The organism is Propioniciclava sp. LT294 (assembly GCF_059516005.1).
Window position 1 is genome coordinate 214,270 of record NZ_JCAKNG010000001.1, and the last position, 18,630, is coordinate 232,899.

Genomic DNA, 18,630 nt, shown 5'->3' on the forward strand with positions numbered 1-18,630 from the left:
TCCTCCGCGCGGGCGTCAGCCCACGGCTCCTTCCATCTGCAGCTCGATCAGTCGGTTCAGCTCAAGGGCGTACTCCATCGGCAGCTCACGCGCGATGGGCTCCACGAAGCCGCGCACGATCATCGCCATGGCCTCGTCCTCCTCCATGCCGCGCTGCATCAGGTAGAAGAGTTGGTCCTCCGACACCTTGGAGACGGTGGCCTCGTGCGCCATCGACACGTCGTCGACCTGGACGTCGACGTACGGGTAGGTGTCCGAGCGGCTGATGGTGTCGACCAGCAGGGCGTCGCACTTCACGCTGGAGGCGCTGTGGTGGGCCTGCGGCTGCACCTCGACCAGGCCGCGGTAGGACGCGCGTCCGCCACCGCGAGCGACGGACTTGGAGATGATGCTGCTGGACGTGTGCGGGGCGGCGTGCACCATCTTGGAGCCCGTGTCCTGGTGCTGGCCCTCCCCTGCGAACGCGATCGACAGGGTCTCGCCCTTGGCGTGCTCGCCGAGCAGCCAGACCGCGGGGTACTTCATGGTCACCTTGGAACCGATGTTGCCGTCGATCCACTCCATGGTCGCGCCCTCCTCACAGGTGGCGCGCTTGGTGACCAGGTTGTACACGTTGTTCGACCAGTTCTGGATGGTCGTGTAGCGGACGCGGGCGCCCTTCTTCACGATGATCTCGACCACCGCCGAGTGCAGCGAGTCGGACTTGTAGATCGGGGCCGTGCAGCCCTCGACATAGTGGACGTAGGAGCCCTCGTCGGCGATGATCAGCGTCCGCTCGAACTGGCCCATGTTCTCGGTGTTGATCCGGAAGTAGGCCTGCAGCGGGATGCTCACGTGGACGCCCTTGGGGACGTAGATGAACGAGCCGCCCGACCAGACTGAGGTGTTCAGCGCGGAGAACTTGTTGTCGCCGGTGGGGATGACCGTGCCGAAGTACTCCTCGAAGAGCTCGGGGTGCTCCTTCAGGCCCGTGTCGGTGTCGAGGAAGATGACGCCCTGGCGCTCGAGCTCCTCGTTGATCTTGTGGTAGACGACCTCGGACTCGTACTGGGCGGCGACGCCCGCGACGAGGCGCTGCTTCTCGGCGTCCGGGATGCCGAGGCGGTCGTAGGTGTTCTTGATGTCCTCGGGCAGGTCCTCCCACGTCTGAGCCTGCTTCTCGGTGGACCTCACGAAGTACTTGATGTTGTCGAAGTCGATGTCGCCGAGGTCGGCGCCCCACAGCGGCATGGGCTTGCGCTCGAAGAGCTTGAGGCCGCGGAGGCGGCGCTCGAGCATCCACGCGGGCTCGTCCTTGCGGGCGGAGATGTCACGAACCACGTCCTCGTTGAGGCCCCGGCGCGCGGACGCGCCGGCGGTGTCGGTGTCGTGCCAGCCGAATCGGTAGTTCCCCAGCGCTTCGAGATGCTCGTCCTGGGTGGCACCGAGGCCTGGGGCCTGGGTCTGGGTCATGAGACCTTCTTCCTCTCAACAGGGTGGGGGATGTGCGTGGTGCACACCCCGTCGCCATGGGCAATGGTCGCGATCCGCTGGACATGGCTCCCCAGCAGTTCGGAGAACATCCGGGTCTCGGCGGCACAGAGCTCGGGGAACTCGCGCGCCACATGCGACACCGGACAGTGGTACTGGCAGAGCTGGGTGCCCGACGCCACCGGCTGGAGGTTGGCGACGTAGCCCTGTTCGTTCAACAACTCGGCCAACGCATCCGCGGGGCTGGCGTATTCCGCACCCTCGGCGGTGAACCGACGACGCACCTCCTCCATCGTCTGCTCGGCGAAGGCGGTGACGGCGTTGGATCCCCCGGCCTCGCGGAGGAAGTGCAGCGCCCGGATCGCCAGGTCGTCGTAGGCGTGGTGGAAAGTCTCACGCCCGGCGTCCGTCAGGGCGAACACCTTGGCTGGACGCCCCCGCCCCCGCTGGCCGAAGACTCGCTGGTCGCGAGGCTCCAGGTGGCCGGCATCCGTCAGCACGGTGAGGTGCCGTCGGACGGCCGCCGGGGTGAGGTTGAGCCGCTCGGCCAGGTCGGCCGCCGTGCTGGGGCCGTGCTCGAGGATGCTGCGCGCCACGCGATCGCGTGTGGACGCGTCGTCAGCGGGGGCCTCGGGCACCTCAAGATGATGGTCCGTCATCTCCCCCTCCTCACCGTCGCGTATTAGACAAGCCCATTCTTGCAAATATCGCGGGTGACGCAAGTTGCCCGCCGTTTGGCGGACGCCGAGGGCTCGGGTGGCGGGCGCCGAGGGCTCGGGTGGCGGGCGCCGAGGGCTCGGGTGGCGGGCGCCGAGGGCTCGGGTGGGGACGGTTGTCCACAGGACATCGAATGGGTGACCGAAATTCTGTGGCGCCGCCCAATGTCATGGCATGCACAAGGCTCCCCATGGCCCTGCCCACTCGACCGAACCCGGCAGACCGCTCGTCAGATTGAAGCTCCGACACGGTCACTTCCTCGACAACGCGCCCGACGATGTCCGAGCCGTCCACCTCGAACGCATGCGGGCAGCACTCCCGCACATGGGCCCGACGTCGTACTTCGCGCGCTCGTCGGCAGCGCTCATTCATGGACTTCCGGTCTTCTCCGCAGACCTGGATCGCCTGCACCGAGTGCACACCGACGGCGGACACGGGCAGCGGAGCTGGATCTCGCACAGCTACAAGACTCCTTTGAAGCCACCCAAGACGAGTGAGGTCGACGGCTTCCCCGTGACGTCGCTGGGGCGTACAGCTGCGGATCTCATGCGCAGGACCTTCTTCGGCCCTGCTCTGGCCATCGCCGACTCTGCGCTTCGCCTCGGCTGCGATCGCCGGGAACTCCTGACGGAGGTCAAGGGAGGACGCGGCTGCCGCCACTCCACCGAAGCAGCGCTGCGGGCCGATGCACGCAGTGAATCGCCGTACGAATCGCTGGTGCGAGCAACGATCTTGCAGGCTGGCCTCCCCATGCCGACCCTGCAGTTCGAGTTCTTCGACAAGCAGGGACGGTTCCTCGGGCGAAGCGATTTCTACTGGCCCGAGCACAAGCTCGTGGGCGAGTTCGACGGCAAGGTCAAACTGACCACGCTGCTCGCCCCCGGCGAAACGCCCGAGGACGTCCTGGCCAGGCAGGACCGCCGACAGAGGCGCATCGAAGCCCTCGGGAACGACTTCGTCCGCTGGACGAGTGCCGATGTCCACGCGCCGGGCGCGATCGTGGAGTCTCTCCGCCGGTTCCTCGGTGACGCTCGGGTCGACCACGGGATGTGTCCCGAGGCGCACGACTACCGCCGTCCCCGGTACCGCGGCGGGCGTTGAGGCGCGCCCGAGCCCTCGGCATCACCGGCCCGAGCCCTGGGCGAAGTTGTGGAAAGCACCAAAAGCCCCACTACACAGCGTAGTGTTTCTCCCGACGCCCTCCGCGCCGTCCCCGAACGAACGAAGGAATCACCCGTGGCAACCCGCCGGCTGATGGCCCCGCTCCTGCTCCTCCTTGCCCTCCTCGGAGTCGCCGGCTGCTCGGCTCCCCCCGCATCCACGTCCGCGCCCACGAGCGGCGGCGAAGCGAACATCCAGCTCCCCGACCTCGCCACGGCCACGTTCATCGACGGCTTGGTCAACGGGCGCACGCTGCTGATCATCGGCCTGGTCGTCTGTCTCGGCGGCTTCGCGTTCGGGTTGGCCAGCTATCGGCAGCTCAGGCGCCTGCCGGTGCACCGGGCCATGCGCGAGGTCTCGGAACTGATCTACGAGACCTGCAAGGCCTACCTGAGGCAGCAGGGCAAGTTCCTCATGATCCTGTGGGTCTTCATTGCCACGGTCATCTTCGTCTACTTCAAGTTCCTCGTCGGCTCCAGCTGGGGCCAGGTCTTCATCATCCTGGGCTTCAGCCTCGTCGGGATGGCCGGCAGCTACGGCATCGCCTGGTACGGCATCCGCGTCAACACCTTCGCCAACGGACGCACGGCGTTCGCCTCCCTGCGCGGCCGCCCCTACCCGCTGCACCAGATCCCGTTGCGCTCCGGAATGAGCGTCGGCATGGTCCTCATCTCGGTCGAGCTGTTCATGATGCTCACGATCATGTTGTTCCTGCCCGCCGGGATCGCGGGCTCGTGCTTCATCGGCTTCGCGATCGGCGAGTCCCTCGGCGCGAGCGCCCTGCGCATCGCCGGCGGCATCTTCACCAAGATCGCCGACGTCGGCTCCGACCTGATGAAGATCGTCTTCAAGATCAAGGAGGACGACGCGCGCAACCCCGGCGTCATCGCCGACTGTGTGGGGGACAACGCCGGCGACTCGGTGGGCCCGTCCGCGGACGGCTTCGAGACCTACGGTGTCACCGGTGTCGCGCTGGTCACCTTCATCATGCTCGCGATCCCGCCGACCCAGTCCGTCCTGCAGGCATCGCTGCTGGTGTGGATCTTCTTCATCCGCGCCGTCATGGTGGTGGCCTCCGGCGTCTCCTACTGGGTGAACGCCGCCATCGCACGCCGGCGCCACGAGCACGCGACCCACATGGACTTCGAGACCCCCCTGTCCTCCTTGGTCTGGATCACCTCGATCGTCTCCATCGCCCTGACCTTCGTCACGTCGTGGATCCTCATCCCGGACATGGGTGACGGCGCCACGTGGTGGAAGCTGTCGGTCATCATCTCCTGCGGCACGCTGGCGGGCGCGCTCATCCCCGAGTTGGTCAAGGTGTTCACCTCGGTGAAGAGCCGCCACACCGAGGAGGTCGTCAAGTCGTCCAACTCCGGAGGCGCCTCGCTGAACATCCTGTCCGGCCTGGTGGCCGGCAACTACTCCGCCTACTACCTCGGCATCGCCATCGTGGCCCTGATGGCCGTGGCGTACGGGCTCGCCACCGCCTTGGGCTTCGGGGACCACATGAAGGCCCCGGCCGTCTTCGCGTTCGGCCTGGTCGCCTTCGGCTTCCTGGGCATGGGACCGGTCACCATCGCCGTGGACTCCTACGGTCCGGTGACCGACAACGCCCAGTCCGTCTACGAGCTGTCGATGATCGAGGACGTCCCGAACGTGTCCGAGGAGATCGAGCGCGAGTTCGGGTTCGTCGCGGACTGGGACCGCGCCAAGCGACTCCTGGAGGAGAACGACGGCGCGGGCAACACGTTCAAGGCGACCGCCAAGCCCGTCCTGATCGGCACGGCCGTCGTCGGCGCGACCACCATGATCTTCTCGATCATCATGGGGCTGACCATCGGCATGACGGAGAACGTCGACAAGCTCGGCCTGCTGCACGCCCCGTTCCTGCTGGGCCTCATCACCGGCGGCGCGATCATCTACTGGTTCACCGGCGCCTCGATCCAGGCCGTCACGACGGGCGCGTTCCGCGCGGTGGAGTTCATCAGGGACAACATCCACCTGGACGAGAACGCCACCCGCGCGTCCGAGGCCGACAGCAAGCGCGTCGTGGAGATCTGCACCGTGTACGCCCAGCGCGGCATGCTCAACATTTTCCTCGGGGTGTTCTTCGCGACCCTCGCCTTCGCATTCGTGGAGCCCTACTTCTTCATCGGCTACCTGATCTCGATCGCCCTGTTCGGCCTCTACCAAGCCATTTTCATGGCGAACGCCGGCGGCGCCTGGGACAACGCCAAGAAGATCGTCGAGGTCGACCTGGACGCCAAGGGGACCGACCTGCACGACGCCTCGATCGTCGGTGACACCGTGGGCGATCCCTACAAGGACACCTCGTCGGTCGCGCTCAACCCGGTCATCAAGTTCACCACCCTGTTCGGCCTCCTCGCCGTGGAACTGGGCGCGATCCTCACCCACAGCGGCCTGGAGACCCTCGTCCACGTGCTGGCCGCGGTGTTCTTCGTGGCGGCGTCCGTGTTCGTCTGGCGCTCGTTCTACGGGATGCGCATCGACGCCCCGATGCTCACCGCCGACGACATCGTCGCCCAACGGAAGGTGTCGATGAACGGCTGAGAGTGCCGGTTCCCAGCCCGGAAGTGAAAACTCCCACACCTTGGGGGGTTGCCCAAACCCGCGGCCCGCCCCATATTGTGCTTTCTTTGGCAGCCAATGACGGCTGCGCGCCAACGACGACGCACAAAGGGGTCACGTGACCGCTCCAGCAGCCATCCCCGGACGCCCGGGCCGCAGTTCCTCGACACGCACGGCATCGGGAGGCCCCCGTCGGGCGGCCCGCGTGCTCGGACTCATCGGCCTCGCCGGACTGGCCCTGGCCGGATGCTCGACCACCGCCCAGACCGACGCCCCAGCGCGTCCGGCCGGCGGGGAGGCGAACCTGCACCTGCCCGACCTGTCCCTGGCCACCTTCTTCGGTGGCGCCGTGGACGGCCGGGCATTGCTGCTGTTCGGCATCGTCATGAGCGTGCTCGGGCTGGGCTTCGGCCTGTGGAGCTTCCTGGGGTTGCGCCGGCTCCCCGTGCACGTGGCGATGCGCGAGGTGTCCGAGTTGATCTACACGACGTGCCAGGCCTACCTGAAACAGCAGGGGCGCTTCCTGATGATTCTCTGGGCGTTCACGGCGTCGGTGATCTTCCTGTACTTCCAATTCCTGGTCGGGACGCCGCTGGGTCAGTCGCTGGTCATCCTCGCGTTCAGCCTGCTCGGCATGGCCGGCAGCTACGGGATCGCCTGGTTCGGCATCCGCGTCAACACGTTCGCCAACTCGCGCACCACCTTCGCGTCGCTGCGGGGGCGTCCGTACGACCTGCACCACATCCCGCTCCGGGCCGGGATGAGCATCGGCACCGTGCTGATCAGCCTCGAACTGCTCATCCTGCTGCTGATCCTGCTGCTGGTGCCGGGTGAGATCGCGGGCTCGTGCTTCATCGGCTTCGCCATCGGCGAATCCCTCGGCGCGAGCGCCCTGCGCATCGCCGGCGGCATCTTCACCAAGATCGCCGACATCGGCTCCGACCTCATGAAGATCGCCTTCAAGATCAAGGAGGACGACGCCCGCAACCCCGGCGTCATCGCCGACTGCACCGGCGACAACGCCGGCGACTCGGTGGGCCCGTCCGCGGACGGCTTCGAGACCTACGGCGTCACCAGCGTCGCGCTGGTCACCTTCATCATGCTCGCGGTGGGCGGCCGCATGCTCGGTGAGGACGCCGTGCCCGCAACCCAGGCCACGCTGCTGGTGTGGCTGTTCACCGTGAGCGCCACCATGATCGCTGCCTCGCTGGTCAGTTACTTCGTCAGCTCGGCCATCACGAAGGCGGCCCGCAACGGCTCCGACCACATCGACTTCGAGCGTCCGCTCACCGAACTGGTCTGGATCACCTCCGGGATCTCGATCCTGGCCACCTTCGGGGTGTCCCGGCTGCTGATCGCCGACCTCGGCGACGGTTCCCTGTGGTGGAAGCTCGCGGCGATCATGTCGTGTGGCACGCTCGCCGGCGCGCTCATCCCGGAGATCGTCAAGGTGTTCACCTCGGTGAAGAGCCGCCACGTCCAGGACGTGGTGCAGTCGTCGAAGCGCGGCGGCGCTTCGCTGAACATCCTGTCGGGCCTGGTCGCCGGCAACTTCTCGGCACTGTGGCTCGGCCTGGCGATCGTCGCCCTGATGACTGCCGCGTACCTGATGTCCATGCTCGGCCTGGACGCCATCATGGTCGCCCCCGGGGTGTTCGCGTTCGGCCTGGTCGCGTTCGGCTTCCTCGCCATGGGCCCGGTCACGATCGCCGTCGACTCCTACGGCCCGGTCACCGACAACGCCCAGTCGATCTACGAGCTCTCCACGATCGAGCACCTGCCCCACATCACCCAGGAGATCGAGCGCGACCACGGCTTCACACCGGACTTCGAGCACGCGAAGCACTTGCTGGAGCTCAACGACGGCGCCGGCAACACGTTCAAGGCGACGGCCAAGCCGGTCCTGATCGGTACGGCGGTCGTCGGCGCGACCACCATGATCTTCTCGATCATGATGCTGCTCACCTCGGGCATGACGGCCAACATCGACAAGCTCAGCCTGTTGTACGCCCCGTTCCTGCTGGGTCTCATCATGGGCGGCGCGGTCATCCACTGGTTCGCCGGGGCCTCCATCCAGGCCGTCACCACGGGCTCGTTCCGCGCGGTCGGCTTCATCGCGGACCACATCAAGCTCGACGGGGTCACCAAGGCGTCCGTCGCCGACTCGCGACGCGTGGTGGAGATCTGCACCCAGTACGCACAGAAGGGGATGTTCAACATCTTCCTGGGCGTGTTCTTCGCCACCTTGGCGTTCGCGTTCACCGACCCGTACTTCTTCATCGGGTACCTGGTCTCGATCGCGATCATCGGCCTGTACCAGGCGATCTTCATGGCGAACGCCGGCGGCGCCTGGGACAACGCGAAGAAGATCGTCGAGGTCGACCTGGCCGCCAAGGGGACGCCGCTGCACGACGCGTCGATCGTCGGTGACACCGTGGGCGATCCCTACAAGGACACCTCGTCGGTCGCGCTGAACCCGGTCATCAAGTTCACCACCCTGTTCGGGTTGTTGGCCGTCGAGCTGGGCGTCTCCCTGCGCGACTCGGAGGGCCACGTACTGGTGGCATTGCTGGCCGTGGCGTCCTTCATCGTGGCGCTCGTGTTCATGTGGCGCTCCTACTACGCGATGCGGATCGACACCGCCACCACCTCCGAGATGGACATCGCGCCGGTCGACGACCCGGACCCGATCGACGACCCGGACCCGATCGATGCCCCGGCCCCGATCGACGCCCCGGCCCCGATCGACGCCCCGGCCCGGCAGAGAGGCTCGGTCCCGGAGGAGGCCGTGGGCAAGCCGGTCGCATGAGCAGAGCCACACCGCGACGCCGCTAGACTGCCCGGCATGTCCCCTGCCGCCGCCCTCGCCCTCCGTGAGGTCGAGTTGGCCTTCGGCGACAAGCGCGTTCTCGATGGTCTGAGCTTCACCGCCGCCCCGGGCGCCGTGACCGCGCTGCTCGGCCCGAACGGTGCCGGCAAGACGACGACGATCCGCGTCCTCACCGGGCTCGTGGAGCCCGCGTCGGGCGAGGTCTCGGTGCTCGGACGCCGCCCGGGCGACCCGCGCGCGCTGGCCCGCCTCGGCCTCATGCCCCAGTCGACCGGCGCCTGGTCCGGGATCCGCCCGCGCGAACTGCTGCGTTACCTCGCCAGCCTGTACGCCAACCCCCAGCCCGTCGACACCCTCGTCGACGCGCTCCACCTCGGCGACTTCGTCACCACGCCCTACCGGCGCCTCTCGGGCGGGCAGCAGCAGGCGGTCAACCTCGCCGGCGCCCTCATCGGACGCCCCGAGTTCGTCCTGCTGGATGAGCCCACCGCCGGCATGGACCCCCACGCCCGCCGCCGAACCTGGGCGGTCATCCGACAGCTCGCGGACGCCGGCGTCGGCGTCCTGCTGACCACCCACGCCATGGACGAGGCGGCCCAGCTGGCCGACCACGTCTGGATCATGGATGCCGGACGCATCACCATCAGCGGCACCGTCCCCGAGTTGACGGCCGAGGCATCGCTCGAGGACGTCTTCCTCAAGAACACGAGGGCGGGCGCGTGACCCTCGACCTTTCCCCCGCCCCGGCACCCGCGCCCCGCACCGAGCGCATCCTGAGCCACGCGCGCACCGAGGCGACGCTGCTGCTGCGCAACGGCGAGCAGTTGATCCTGGCGCTGGTGATCCCCATCGCGGTGCTGGTGGGCGGCATGTTCCTGGGCGACCGGATCGGCCTCGACCCGGCGCTGCTGCCCCCCTCCGTCCTCGCGTTGGCGCTGTGGTCGACCTCGTTCACGTCGCTGGCGATCAACACGGCGTTCGAACGCCGCTACGGCGTGCTCGAGCGTCTGGTGGCCACCCCGCTCACACGCGGCGACCTCATCACCGGCAAGGCGCTGGCGACCGCGGGCGTGGCCGCGGCCCAAGTCCTGCTGCTGGCCCTCATCGCGGCGGGGCTGGGGTGGCGCCCGGTGCCGGACGCGCTGTCCTGGGGGATCGCCGTGGTGGCCTCGCTGCTCGGGCTGGTCACCTTCGCGGGGTTCGCCCTCGCCCTGGCCGGACGCCTCCGCGCCGAGGCCACCCTGGCGATCGCCAACCTCATCTACCTCGCCGTTGCGGCGGGGGGCGCCCTCGTGCTGCCGGTGACCTCCTACCCGTCCTGGGCGCAGTGGCCCCTGCGCCTGACCCCGTCCGGCGCCCTCGGGGAGACCCTCCGCGACGCCTCGGTCGGATCGGCCGGGCCACTTTCCCTCCTGATCCTCGCCGTCTGGGCGTCCGTCGCCCTGCTCGTCGCTCGAAAGGCCTTCCGATGGACCTCGTGACCCTGTTGCGCCGCCTCACCATCGCCAACCTGGTCGCCAACATGGCGATCATCTGGACCGGCGCCCTCGTCCGTCTCACCAAGTCGGGCCTCGGGTGCGCGACGTGGCCGCAGTGCCAGCCCGGCAGCTACGTCCCCCGCCCCGAGGACGGCCTGCACGGCGCCATCGAGTTCGGCAATCGCCTGCTGACGTTCGTCCTGGCGGCCATCGCCCTGGCCACGGCCATCGTCGCGTGGCGGGCCTTCCGCCGCCGGGTCGCCCCCCTGCGCCTGTTCGAGCTGTCGATCGGCATCGGCCTCGGGATCATCGCCCAGGCCGTCATCGGCGGCGTGTCCGTCCTGACCCAGCTCGACCCGTGGGTCGTGGGACTGCACATGGTCGCGTCCGTCGCGCTGATCCTGATCTCGCTGGAGATGGTCCGCCTCGCGTTCGGGCGCGAGCCGGCGCCGGCGTCCGGGCGCCTCTACACCCTGACCCGGCTCGTGTTCCTGCTGGGCCTGGTCGTCATCGCCGTCGGCGTGGTCGTGACCGGTTCAGGACCGCACTCCGGCGACGGGGCCGCGAGCCGCAATGGGTTCAGCCCCGAGTGGACCGCCAAGATCCACGCCTGGTCCGTGTGGCTCCTGGTCGCGCTGACCGTACTGGGCCTCGTCTGGGCCTGGTCGGACGCCCGCCTGCGCCGGGTGTGGTCGGCCCTGCTCGCCACGCAACTGCTGCAGGGCGTCATCGGCTACCTCCAGTACTTCACGCACCTGCCGACGTTCCTGGTGCTGCTGCACATGATCGGGACCACCCTGTTCGTCGTGGCGCTCGGCCACGCCTGGAACGCGACGACCTACGCCGGGGCGTCCTCGCCGGCGGAGCCGCCGAGGGCTCCTGCCCAACGCGCCGAGGGCCTGCTCCCCTAGCGCCGAGGAGGCTTGGCCGGTCTCCGTCCTCTCCATCACGACGCCGCGGCCCCAGCCCACGCCCGGATGAACGCTGGGTGGACACTGTGGGCCGATCTGCCGAGTCCGAGTGTTCCGCGGGTCCGGGCCCGCCGTACCGGCGCTTTGGGGTGTCCACCACCGTGCTGCGAGGATGTGACCGTGCTTTCCTTCCTCGTCATCCCGTTGGTGTTGTGCGCCGGGGTCCTGTTGGTCAGCGGCATCGCCAAGGTGCGAGAGCCTGCCGCGACCCGGGACGCGTTCGTCGCGCTGCGCTTGCCAACCGTCCTGGCGAAGTCCCCCGCTCCCGCCTTGCTGCCGTGGGTCGAGATCGTGTTGGGCGTCTGGCTCCTCGTCACCGCGGGGGGGCTGCTCGCCCTCGGCGTGGTGGCCACGCTGGTTCTGTTCTCGATCTACCTCGTGGTGATCCGCCGGGCACTCGGCTTCGAGGAGAAGGTCTCGTGCAGCTGCTTCGGCAGGCTCGGCGACGACGGGGTGTCGGCCCGGACGCTCACCCGCAACGCCATCCTCGTCGCGACCGCCACACTGGGCCTCGTCGCGGTCGGCGTGGATGTCTCGGTGCCGCGCGCGCTGATGGCCACGCCGGGCACCACCCTGGGCTGGCTCCTCATGGCCGCGCTCACCGGTGCCGTGACCCTGTTCGTGCTCGGTCGGGGCCAGGTGGCGCAGGTCCCCGGACGGGACCTGGCGGTCGGACGCCCCCTCCCCGCGGCGACCATGCTGGACGCGCACACGGGCGAGCCGGTGTCGCTGGCGAACCTCGGCGGTGAACGGACGATTCTGCTGGCCCTCAGCCTGTGGTGCGGCCCCTGCGCCTCCCTGATGGACGACCTCGACGACCTGCGCGCCTCCGCCCCCGGGGTGACGATCCGCCCGGTGGTGAGCGACCGGGTCGCGGACGAACTGCGCACCCGCGCGGCGGCGGTCCAGACCGACGCCCTGATGGATCCCCACGGGAACATCATGGGCGTCCTCGCCTCGGCCACGCCGACGGCCCTCCTCGTCGACTCCCGCGGCGTCCTGCTCGCCGAACCGGCGCTCGGTGAGACCTCCGTCCGCCGGCTGATCGCGTCCGTGGGTGCCGCAGGCGAGCCCAGTCAGGCGGCTGCCGAGCCCGAGCCGGACGAGGCGCGGACGGACGCCGCGGACGAGACCCCCGCGGACGACGACGACGTCTACGAGCGCCTCCCGATCCCGGACGCGGTGGTCTTCGGGGCGGACGGCCCCCGGACGATCCGCGAACTCGTGACCCAGAAGGCGGCCCTGCTCGTCAGCATCAACTGCCTGTGCGGAACCTCCCAGGAGGCGTCGGCGGCCATGGACGGCTGGCGCCGGCGCCTGCCCGCCCTCGAGGTGGGGCTCCTGAGCACGCTGAAGGCCGACGCCATCCCCGAGAACCTCCGCCCCAGCGATGGCGTCCTGTACGACCACGCCGGGCTCGCCCAGCGCGCACTGGGGATGCACCAGAGCCCGATGGCCGTCCTCGTGGGGGCGGACGGCCTGCTCGCAGGTGGTCCCGTCCGGGGCATGCAGGAGATCGAGACCTTCGTCTCCGACATCGAGGCCCAGTTGAACGAGGCGCCCTGACCTCAGAAGACCAGCGGGTCAACAGCAGCGGCGATGAACACGATCGCGAGGTAGCTGTTCGACCAGTGGAACAGCTTCATGGGCTTGAGCGCCGCATCGCGCAGGCCCGCGTTGGCGCGCCTCAGCAGCGCGACGGACTCCCAGATCAGCCACGCGCCGGCCACCACGGCGGCGGCCGGGTAGAGCCAGCCCGTCCCCGCGACCGGCCAGAGGGCGAGGCTCACGAGCACGGTCAGCACCGAGTACACGAGGATCTGCCGTCCGACGTACTGGGCGTCCTTCACCACGGGCAGCATGGGCACGTCGACGGACGCGTAGTCCTCCCGGTACCGCAGCCCCAGTGCCCAGGTGTGCGGGGGCGTCCAGAAGAACACGATGAGGAACAGGATGATCGGGGGCCAGGAGATCGACCCGGTCACGGCCGTCCACCCGATCAGCGGCGGGAAGCAACCGGCCACACCGCCCCACACGATGTTCTGCGTCGTCCGACGCTTGAGCCACACCGTGTAGATGAAGACGTAGTACAAGATCGCCGTCACCGACAGCGCGGCGGACAGCCAGTTCGCACCGAGGCCCAACATGAGGGTCGACACGATGCCGAGCACCACGCCGAAGACGTAGGCCGAGCGGCGCGACACCCGCTCACGCACCATGGGACGCCGTCGGGTCCGGCGCATCTGTTCGTCGATGTCGGCGTCCAGCACCGAGTTGAACACGTTCGCGGACGCCGCGGACAGGGTGCCGCCCACGAAGGTGACGGTCGCCAGCCCGAGCGGGGGGAACCCACCCGCCGCCAGGAACATCGCCGGGAACGTCGTCACCAGCAGCAACTCGATGATCCGCGGCTTCGTCAACCCGACGTACGCCGTGAGGGTGCCGAGGGCCCCACTCTGGGCGGCGGCGGGGGCCTCCGTCCTGGCTGGGTGCATGGCGTGACCTCCGGCGGCTTCAGGATCCGGCCGCGCGCACGGGGCACGACCCTTTCGTGGAAGTCTAACCGACCGCTGGAGGACCTCCCTCCCCCGCTCGTCCCGATGCGACGTTTCGGCAACTCCCATGTCCAGCGCGCAACCGGGTTAGTAGAGTCGGAGACGTGGGCGTCGAGTGACGCCTTTGGACCCCTGACCACAGGAGAACGCTATGAACTCTCGCATGAAGGCACTCGCCGACGCCGGCGTGTCGATCTGGCTCGACGACCTCTCGCGCGCTCGTCTCCAGAGCGGCAACCTCCAGGAGCTCATCGACGACAAGTCGGTCACGGGCGTCACGACGAACCCGACCATCTTCGCCGCGGCACTGACCAGCGGCCACCAGTACCACGACGACATCGTCGCGCTCCCGGCCGACACCTCCACCGCGTCGGCCATCAAGCAGCTCTGGGCCAAGGACGTCCAGGATGCCTGCGACCTCTTCAAGGGCATCTACGACCAGACCAACGGGGTCGACGGCCGCGTCTCCATCGAGGTCGCGCCGGGCCTGGCCTACAACACCCCGGGCACCATCGACGAGGCCCAGGAGTTGTACGACCTGGTCGACCGCGAGAACGTCCTGATCAAGATCCCCGCCACGCTCGAGGGCCTGCCCGCGATCACCGAGACCCTCGGCCGCGGCATCTCCGTCAACGTGACCCTGATCTTCTCCGAGGACCGCTACCGCGCCGTCATGGACGCCTACCTCGCGGGCCTGGAGCAGGCGGACGCCGCCGGCAAGGACCTGTCGAAGATCCACTCCGTCGCCTCCTTCTTCATCAGCCGCGTCGACACCGAGATCGACAACCGTCTCGACGAGATCGGCACCGACGAGGCCAAGGCGCTCAAGGGCAAGGCCGCCGTCGCCAACGGCCAGGTCGCCTTCGCCGCCTACGAGGAGGTCTTCTCCTCCGATCGCTTCAAGGCCCTCGAGGCCAAGGGCGCCAACAAGCAGCGACCGCTGTGGGCCTCCACCGGCACGAAGAACGCCGACTACTCCGACACCCTGTACGTGTCCGACCTGGTCGCCCGCGGCGTCGTCAACACGATGCCGGAGAAGACCCTGCTGGCCTTCGCCGACCACGGTGAGCTCGGCGCCCCCATCGAGGGCACCGGCGCCGACGGCGTCAAGGTGCTGGACGCCCTCGATGCGGTGGGCGTCGACCTGACCGACGTGTTCAACGTGCTCGAGTCCGAGGGCGTGTCGAAGTTCCAGGCCTCGTGGGACAGCGAGCTCGTGACCGCCGTCGAGAAGGCCCTGGCCCAGGAGAAGTGACCCTTCCCCAACCGGGGGTGGGCGCTAGGGTGTGTGCGTGACAAGCCTTCCCTACACCAACCCTCTGCGTGATCCCCACGATCGCCGGTTGCCCCGTGTCGCAGGGCCCTGTGCCCTCGTCATGTTCGGGGTGACCGGCGATCTCGCACGCAAGAAGCTCCTGCCGGCTGTCTACGACCTTGCCAACCGGGGCCTGTTGCCGCCCGGGTTCAGCTTCGTCGGCTACGGACGCCGTGACTGGGACGACGAGGCCTTCGCCGACTACTTCCTGACGTCGGTCAAGGAGAACGCCCGCACGCAGTTCCGGCCCGAGGTGTGGCGCCAGCTCGCCGAGGGGATCCGGTTCGTCAGCGGCGCGTTCAACGACGACGGGGGCTTCGAGAAGCTCCAGGAGACCCTCCGCGAACTCGACGAGACCCAGGGCACCGAGGGCAACCACGCCTTCTACCTCTCGATCCCGCCCGCCGGGTTCGACCAGGTCATCGAGCAGTTGAGCAGGCACGGCCTGGTCGACAAGTCCAAGTCGGTGCCCTGGAACCGTGTCGTCATCGAGAAGCCGTTCGGCCATGACCTCGCCAGCGCGCAGGAACTGGAGCGCAAGGTCTCGTCCGTCTTCAACTCCGACTCGGTGTTCCGCATCGACCACTACCTGGGCAAGGAGACGGTCCAGAACATGTTGGCCTTCCGCTTCGCCAACCAACTGTTCGAGCCGGTGTGGAACCGCAACTACGTGAGCCATGTCCAGATCACGATGGCCGAGGACATCGGCATCGGCGGACGCGCGGGCTACTACGACGGCATCGGCGCCGCGCGCGACGTCATCCAGAACCACCTCCTCCAACTGCTGGCCCTCGCCGCCATGGAGGAGCCCTCCTCGTTCGAGGCCGGCAACCTCCGGGCCGAGAAGGAGAAGGTGCTGGCTGCAGCACGAGCCCCCCGCAGCCTGAAGAACCACACCGCTCGCGGCCAGTACACCGCCGGGTGGGCGGGCGGCCAGAAGGTGAAGGGTTTCCTGGAGGAGGACGGCATCCCGGCGGACTCCCAGACGGAGACCTACGCGGCCTTCCGCGTCGACATCGACAACCGGCGGTGGGCGGGCGTCCCGTTCTACCTGCGGGCGGCCAAGCGCATGCCGCGCCGGGTGACCGAGGTCGCCCTGATGATGCGTCCGGCCCCGCACCTGCCGGTCCAGATGTCCGACACCGAACAACTCGGCGCCAACGCGCTGGTGCTCCGCATCCAGCCGAACGAGGGCATCACCCTCCGCTTCGGCGCCAAGGTACCCGCCACCCCGATGGAGATCCGCGACGTCTCGATGGACTTCGACTACGGCACCAGCTTCGCCGAGTCGAGCCCCGAGGCGTACGAGCGCCTCATCCTCGACGTCCTGCTCGGCGACCCGCCGCTGTTCCCGCAGCACCGGGAGGTCGAGTTGTCGTGGATGATCCTCGACCCGATCCTCGAGTACTGGGCCCAGAAGGAGCACCAGCCCGAGGGGTACACGGCCGGCACGTGGGGCCCGCCTTCGGGCGCGGCGATGCTGGAACGCGACGGCTTCGCGTGGCGACGTCCGTAGTCGGCAAGGAGAGAACCATGATCACGACCCTCAAGGACACGACGTCCGCCAAGATCCAGGTCGCCATCACCCAGGCGCGCCAGAGCGTCGGGGCGGCGTCCGGCATGGTCTTCACGATGCTGGCCATCCCCACCGCCGACGAGTTCGACGACGTCTTCGACGCGTGCGTCGACGCGGGGCGCGAGCACCCCTCGCGCATCATCATCGCCACGGACGGCTCCGCGCGTACGGATCGGCTGGACGCCGAACTCCACATCGGTGACGAGATCCCCGGCGAGGTGATCGCGCTGAAGTTCCACGGCGAGCTGATGCACCACAAGACGTCGGCGATGCTGCCCCTGCTGCTCCCGGACTCCCCCGTCATCGCCTGGTGGCCCGGGAAGGCACCCGCATCCGTGTCCGAGGACACGATCGGCAAGTTGGCCGTCCGACGCATCACGGACGCCATGGGCACCGACGACCCGCTGGGCACGCTCGTCGCCCGCGCGGACAGCCTCGCCCCCGGCGACACCGACCTGACCTGGACCCGCCTCACGCCGTGGCGTGCCCTGCTCGCCTCGGCACTGGACAACCACCAGATGCCCGTCCTGTCCGGCAAGGTCACCGCGGCGCCCAACAACGCCGGCGGCCTGCTGCTGGCGGCGTGGCTGAGGTCACGCCTCGGCGTCCACGTCGACTTCGAGGAGGACGGCGGCCCGGGCGTCACCGGGGTCATCCTCACCACCGCTGACGGTGACATCACCTTGAGGCGTCCGGACGGGAAGATGGCCACGTTCACCGCACCGCGGACGCCCCCCCGCTCGGTGGCCCTGCGTCGCCGCGAGCTGAGCGCCCTGCTGGGGGAGGAACTGCGCCGTCTGGACACCGACAAGGTCTTCCTCGAGTCGATGGCGTGCCTGCGCGCCATCGTCAACGGCGGGAACTGACGTGGAGCAGGTCCTGCGTTGGGCCTCCGGCACCGATCTCACGGACGGCGTCGCCGAGCGTCTGATGGCGCGCCTGGTGGAACTTCAGGCGGCCACCGAGGGGTCGGTGCACCTCTGCCTGACCGGTGGCCGCATCGCCAACCGCATCTATGACGCCTTCGCCGACCTCGTGGAGGGGTCCGAGCTGGATCCGACCCGCATCGAACTCTGGTGGGGGGACGAGCGCTTCGTGCCCACCGAGGACCCGGATCGCAATGCCGGGCACGCGCTGGCGATCCTGGCACGGACGCTCCAGGTCAGCCCCGCCCACACGCACGCCATGTCGGCCGCCGATGGCGTCACGGACAACGAGGCCTCGGCGCTGACGTACGCCAAGGAGCTGGGCGACACGGTGTTCGACATCTGCCTGCTGGGCATGGGCGAGGACGGCCATGTGGCCTCGATCTTCCCCAACCACCCGTCGTTCGAGGAGACCACCCACACCGTGATCGGGGTGAGTGACTCCCCCAAGCCCCCGACGTCCCGGATCAGCATGACCGTGCCCACGCTCAGCCGCAGCCGTGAGGTGTGGTTCCTGGTCAGCGGGGCGAACAAGGCGGACGCCGTGGCCCGCTCCTGGGCAGGAGACCCCAGCCTGCCGGCTGGGGTCGTCCGGGGCAGGGAGCGCACGCTGTGGCTCGTGGACCGGGCCGCCGGGTCAGGCATCCCCTACCACGAGTGCAGCTTCTGACCCAGGGTCAGTAGATGACCTCGCCGGCGGCGCGACGCGCGCGCAGGCCGGCGAGGGCCTCGGCGAGGATGGCCTCGGCCTCGGCGTCCGTACGACGCTCCTTCACGTAGGCGAGGTGCGTCTTGTACGGGGTGATCCGCGGCGGGGGCGGCGGGTTCTCCGAGTCGAGGTTCGCGGGGAGGCCGCAGCGCGGGCAGTCCCACTCCTCGGGGAGGACGGCGTCCGCCGCGAACGCGGGACGTGTCTCGTGCCCGTTGCTGCAGTAGAAGGACACATACAGGCGCGGCGCGGAATCACCGCGCTCGGCCTCGCCCATGGGACCTGCACCGACGCGGCTGCCACGGATGGCGCTACCACCGACCACTGTTG

The 18,630-nt window shown here is 68.8% G+C and carries 15 protein-coding genes; 11 read left to right on the forward strand and 4 right to left on the reverse strand.

Annotated elements, in window-relative coordinates; translation table 11 throughout:
* Positions 1-15: 15 nt before the first annotated feature.
* The gene (gene sufB / locus AC5YDA_RS01025; RefSeq protein WP_496192716.1) at positions 16-1,452 is read right to left on the reverse strand and encodes a Fe-S cluster assembly protein SufB; all 1,437 of its coding nucleotides are present in this window, start codon (positions 1,450-1,452) and stop codon (positions 16-18) included.
* On the reverse strand, positions 1,449-2,129 hold the full coding sequence (locus AC5YDA_RS01030) for a helix-turn-helix transcriptional regulator (RefSeq protein WP_496188036.1): 681 nt from the start codon (positions 2,127-2,129) through the stop codon (positions 1,449-1,451). Before AC5YDA_RS01030 ends, sufB begins: the two co-directional genes overlap by 4 nt.
* A gap of 361 nt (positions 2,130-2,490) precedes the next feature.
* Between AC5YDA_RS01030 and AC5YDA_RS01035 the strand changes: the two genes are divergently transcribed.
* From AC5YDA_RS01035 to AC5YDA_RS01065, 7 genes are all read left to right on the forward strand, one after another.
* Positions 2,491-3,288: a putative endonuclease domain-containing protein gene (locus AC5YDA_RS01035; protein ID WP_496192717.1), complete on the forward strand. Its 798-nt coding sequence runs from the start codon at positions 2,491-2,493 to the stop codon at positions 3,286-3,288.
* Between the two features lie 153 nt (positions 3,289-3,441).
* A complete protein-coding gene (locus AC5YDA_RS01040; protein ID WP_496188051.1) occupies positions 3,442-5,922 on the forward strand; it encodes a sodium-translocating pyrophosphatase in 2,481 nt (826 codons plus the stop codon).
* Between the two features lie 223 nt (positions 5,923-6,145).
* Complete coding sequence (locus AC5YDA_RS01045; protein ID WP_496192735.1) at positions 6,146-8,749, forward strand: sodium-translocating pyrophosphatase; 2,604 nt, start codon at positions 6,146-6,148, stop codon at positions 8,747-8,749.
* Positions 8,750-8,785: 36 nt separating this feature from the next.
* The gene (locus AC5YDA_RS01050; RefSeq protein ID WP_496188038.1) at positions 8,786-9,493 is read left to right on the forward strand and encodes an ABC transporter ATP-binding protein; all 708 of its coding nucleotides are present in this window, start codon (positions 8,786-8,788) and stop codon (positions 9,491-9,493) included.
* A complete protein-coding gene (locus AC5YDA_RS01055; RefSeq protein WP_496192718.1) occupies positions 9,490-10,251 on the forward strand; it encodes an ABC transporter permease in 762 nt (253 codons plus the stop codon). Before AC5YDA_RS01050 ends, AC5YDA_RS01055 begins: the two co-directional genes overlap by 4 nt.
* Positions 10,239-11,159: a COX15/CtaA family protein gene (locus AC5YDA_RS01060; RefSeq protein WP_496188040.1), complete on the forward strand. Its 921-nt coding sequence runs from the start codon at positions 10,239-10,241 to the stop codon at positions 11,157-11,159. The genes AC5YDA_RS01055 and AC5YDA_RS01060 overlap by 13 nt, the downstream gene beginning before the upstream one ends.
* A 180-nt stretch (positions 11,160-11,339) precedes the next feature.
* The gene (locus AC5YDA_RS01065; RefSeq protein ID WP_496188041.1) at positions 11,340-12,785 is read left to right on the forward strand and encodes a TlpA family protein disulfide reductase; all 1,446 of its coding nucleotides are present in this window, start codon (positions 11,340-11,342) and stop codon (positions 12,783-12,785) included.
* 2 nt (positions 12,786-12,787) lie between these two features.
* Here the strand turns inward: AC5YDA_RS01065 and AC5YDA_RS01070 are convergent, their stop codons facing one another.
* On the reverse strand, positions 12,788-13,714 hold the full coding sequence (locus AC5YDA_RS01070; protein WP_496188042.1) for a heme o synthase: 927 nt from the start codon (positions 13,712-13,714) through the stop codon (positions 12,788-12,790).
* A gap of 211 nt (positions 13,715-13,925) precedes the next feature.
* On the opposite strand from AC5YDA_RS01070, the gene tal reads away from it, so the two are divergent.
* From tal to pgl, 4 genes are read left to right on the forward strand one after another with little or no spacing between them, the layout of a single operon-like run.
* Entirely contained in the window at positions 13,926-15,029 is a 1,104-nt protein-coding gene (gene tal, locus AC5YDA_RS01075; protein ID WP_496188043.1) for a transaldolase, read from the forward strand.
* Between the two features lie 31 nt (positions 15,030-15,060).
* Positions 15,061-16,605: a glucose-6-phosphate dehydrogenase gene (gene zwf, locus AC5YDA_RS01080; protein ID WP_496188044.1), complete on the forward strand. Its 1,545-nt coding sequence runs from the start codon at positions 15,061-15,063 to the stop codon at positions 16,603-16,605.
* 17 nt (positions 16,606-16,622) lie between these two features.
* Entirely contained in the window at positions 16,623-17,531 is a 909-nt protein-coding gene (locus AC5YDA_RS01085; RefSeq protein ID WP_496188045.1) for a glucose-6-phosphate dehydrogenase assembly protein OpcA, read from the forward strand.
* Between the two features lies 1 nt (position 17,532).
* Entirely contained in the window at positions 17,533-18,261 is a 729-nt protein-coding gene (gene pgl / locus AC5YDA_RS01090) for a 6-phosphogluconolactonase (RefSeq protein WP_496188046.1), read from the forward strand.
* A gap of 7 nt (positions 18,262-18,268) precedes the next feature.
* On the opposite strand, the gene AC5YDA_RS01095 is transcribed toward pgl, so the two are convergent.
* Positions 18,269-18,625, reverse strand: coding sequence for an RNA polymerase-binding protein RbpA (locus AC5YDA_RS01095; RefSeq protein WP_496188047.1), 357 nt, complete (start codon positions 18,623-18,625; stop codon positions 18,269-18,271).
* Between the last annotated feature and the right edge of the window lie 5 nt (positions 18,626-18,630).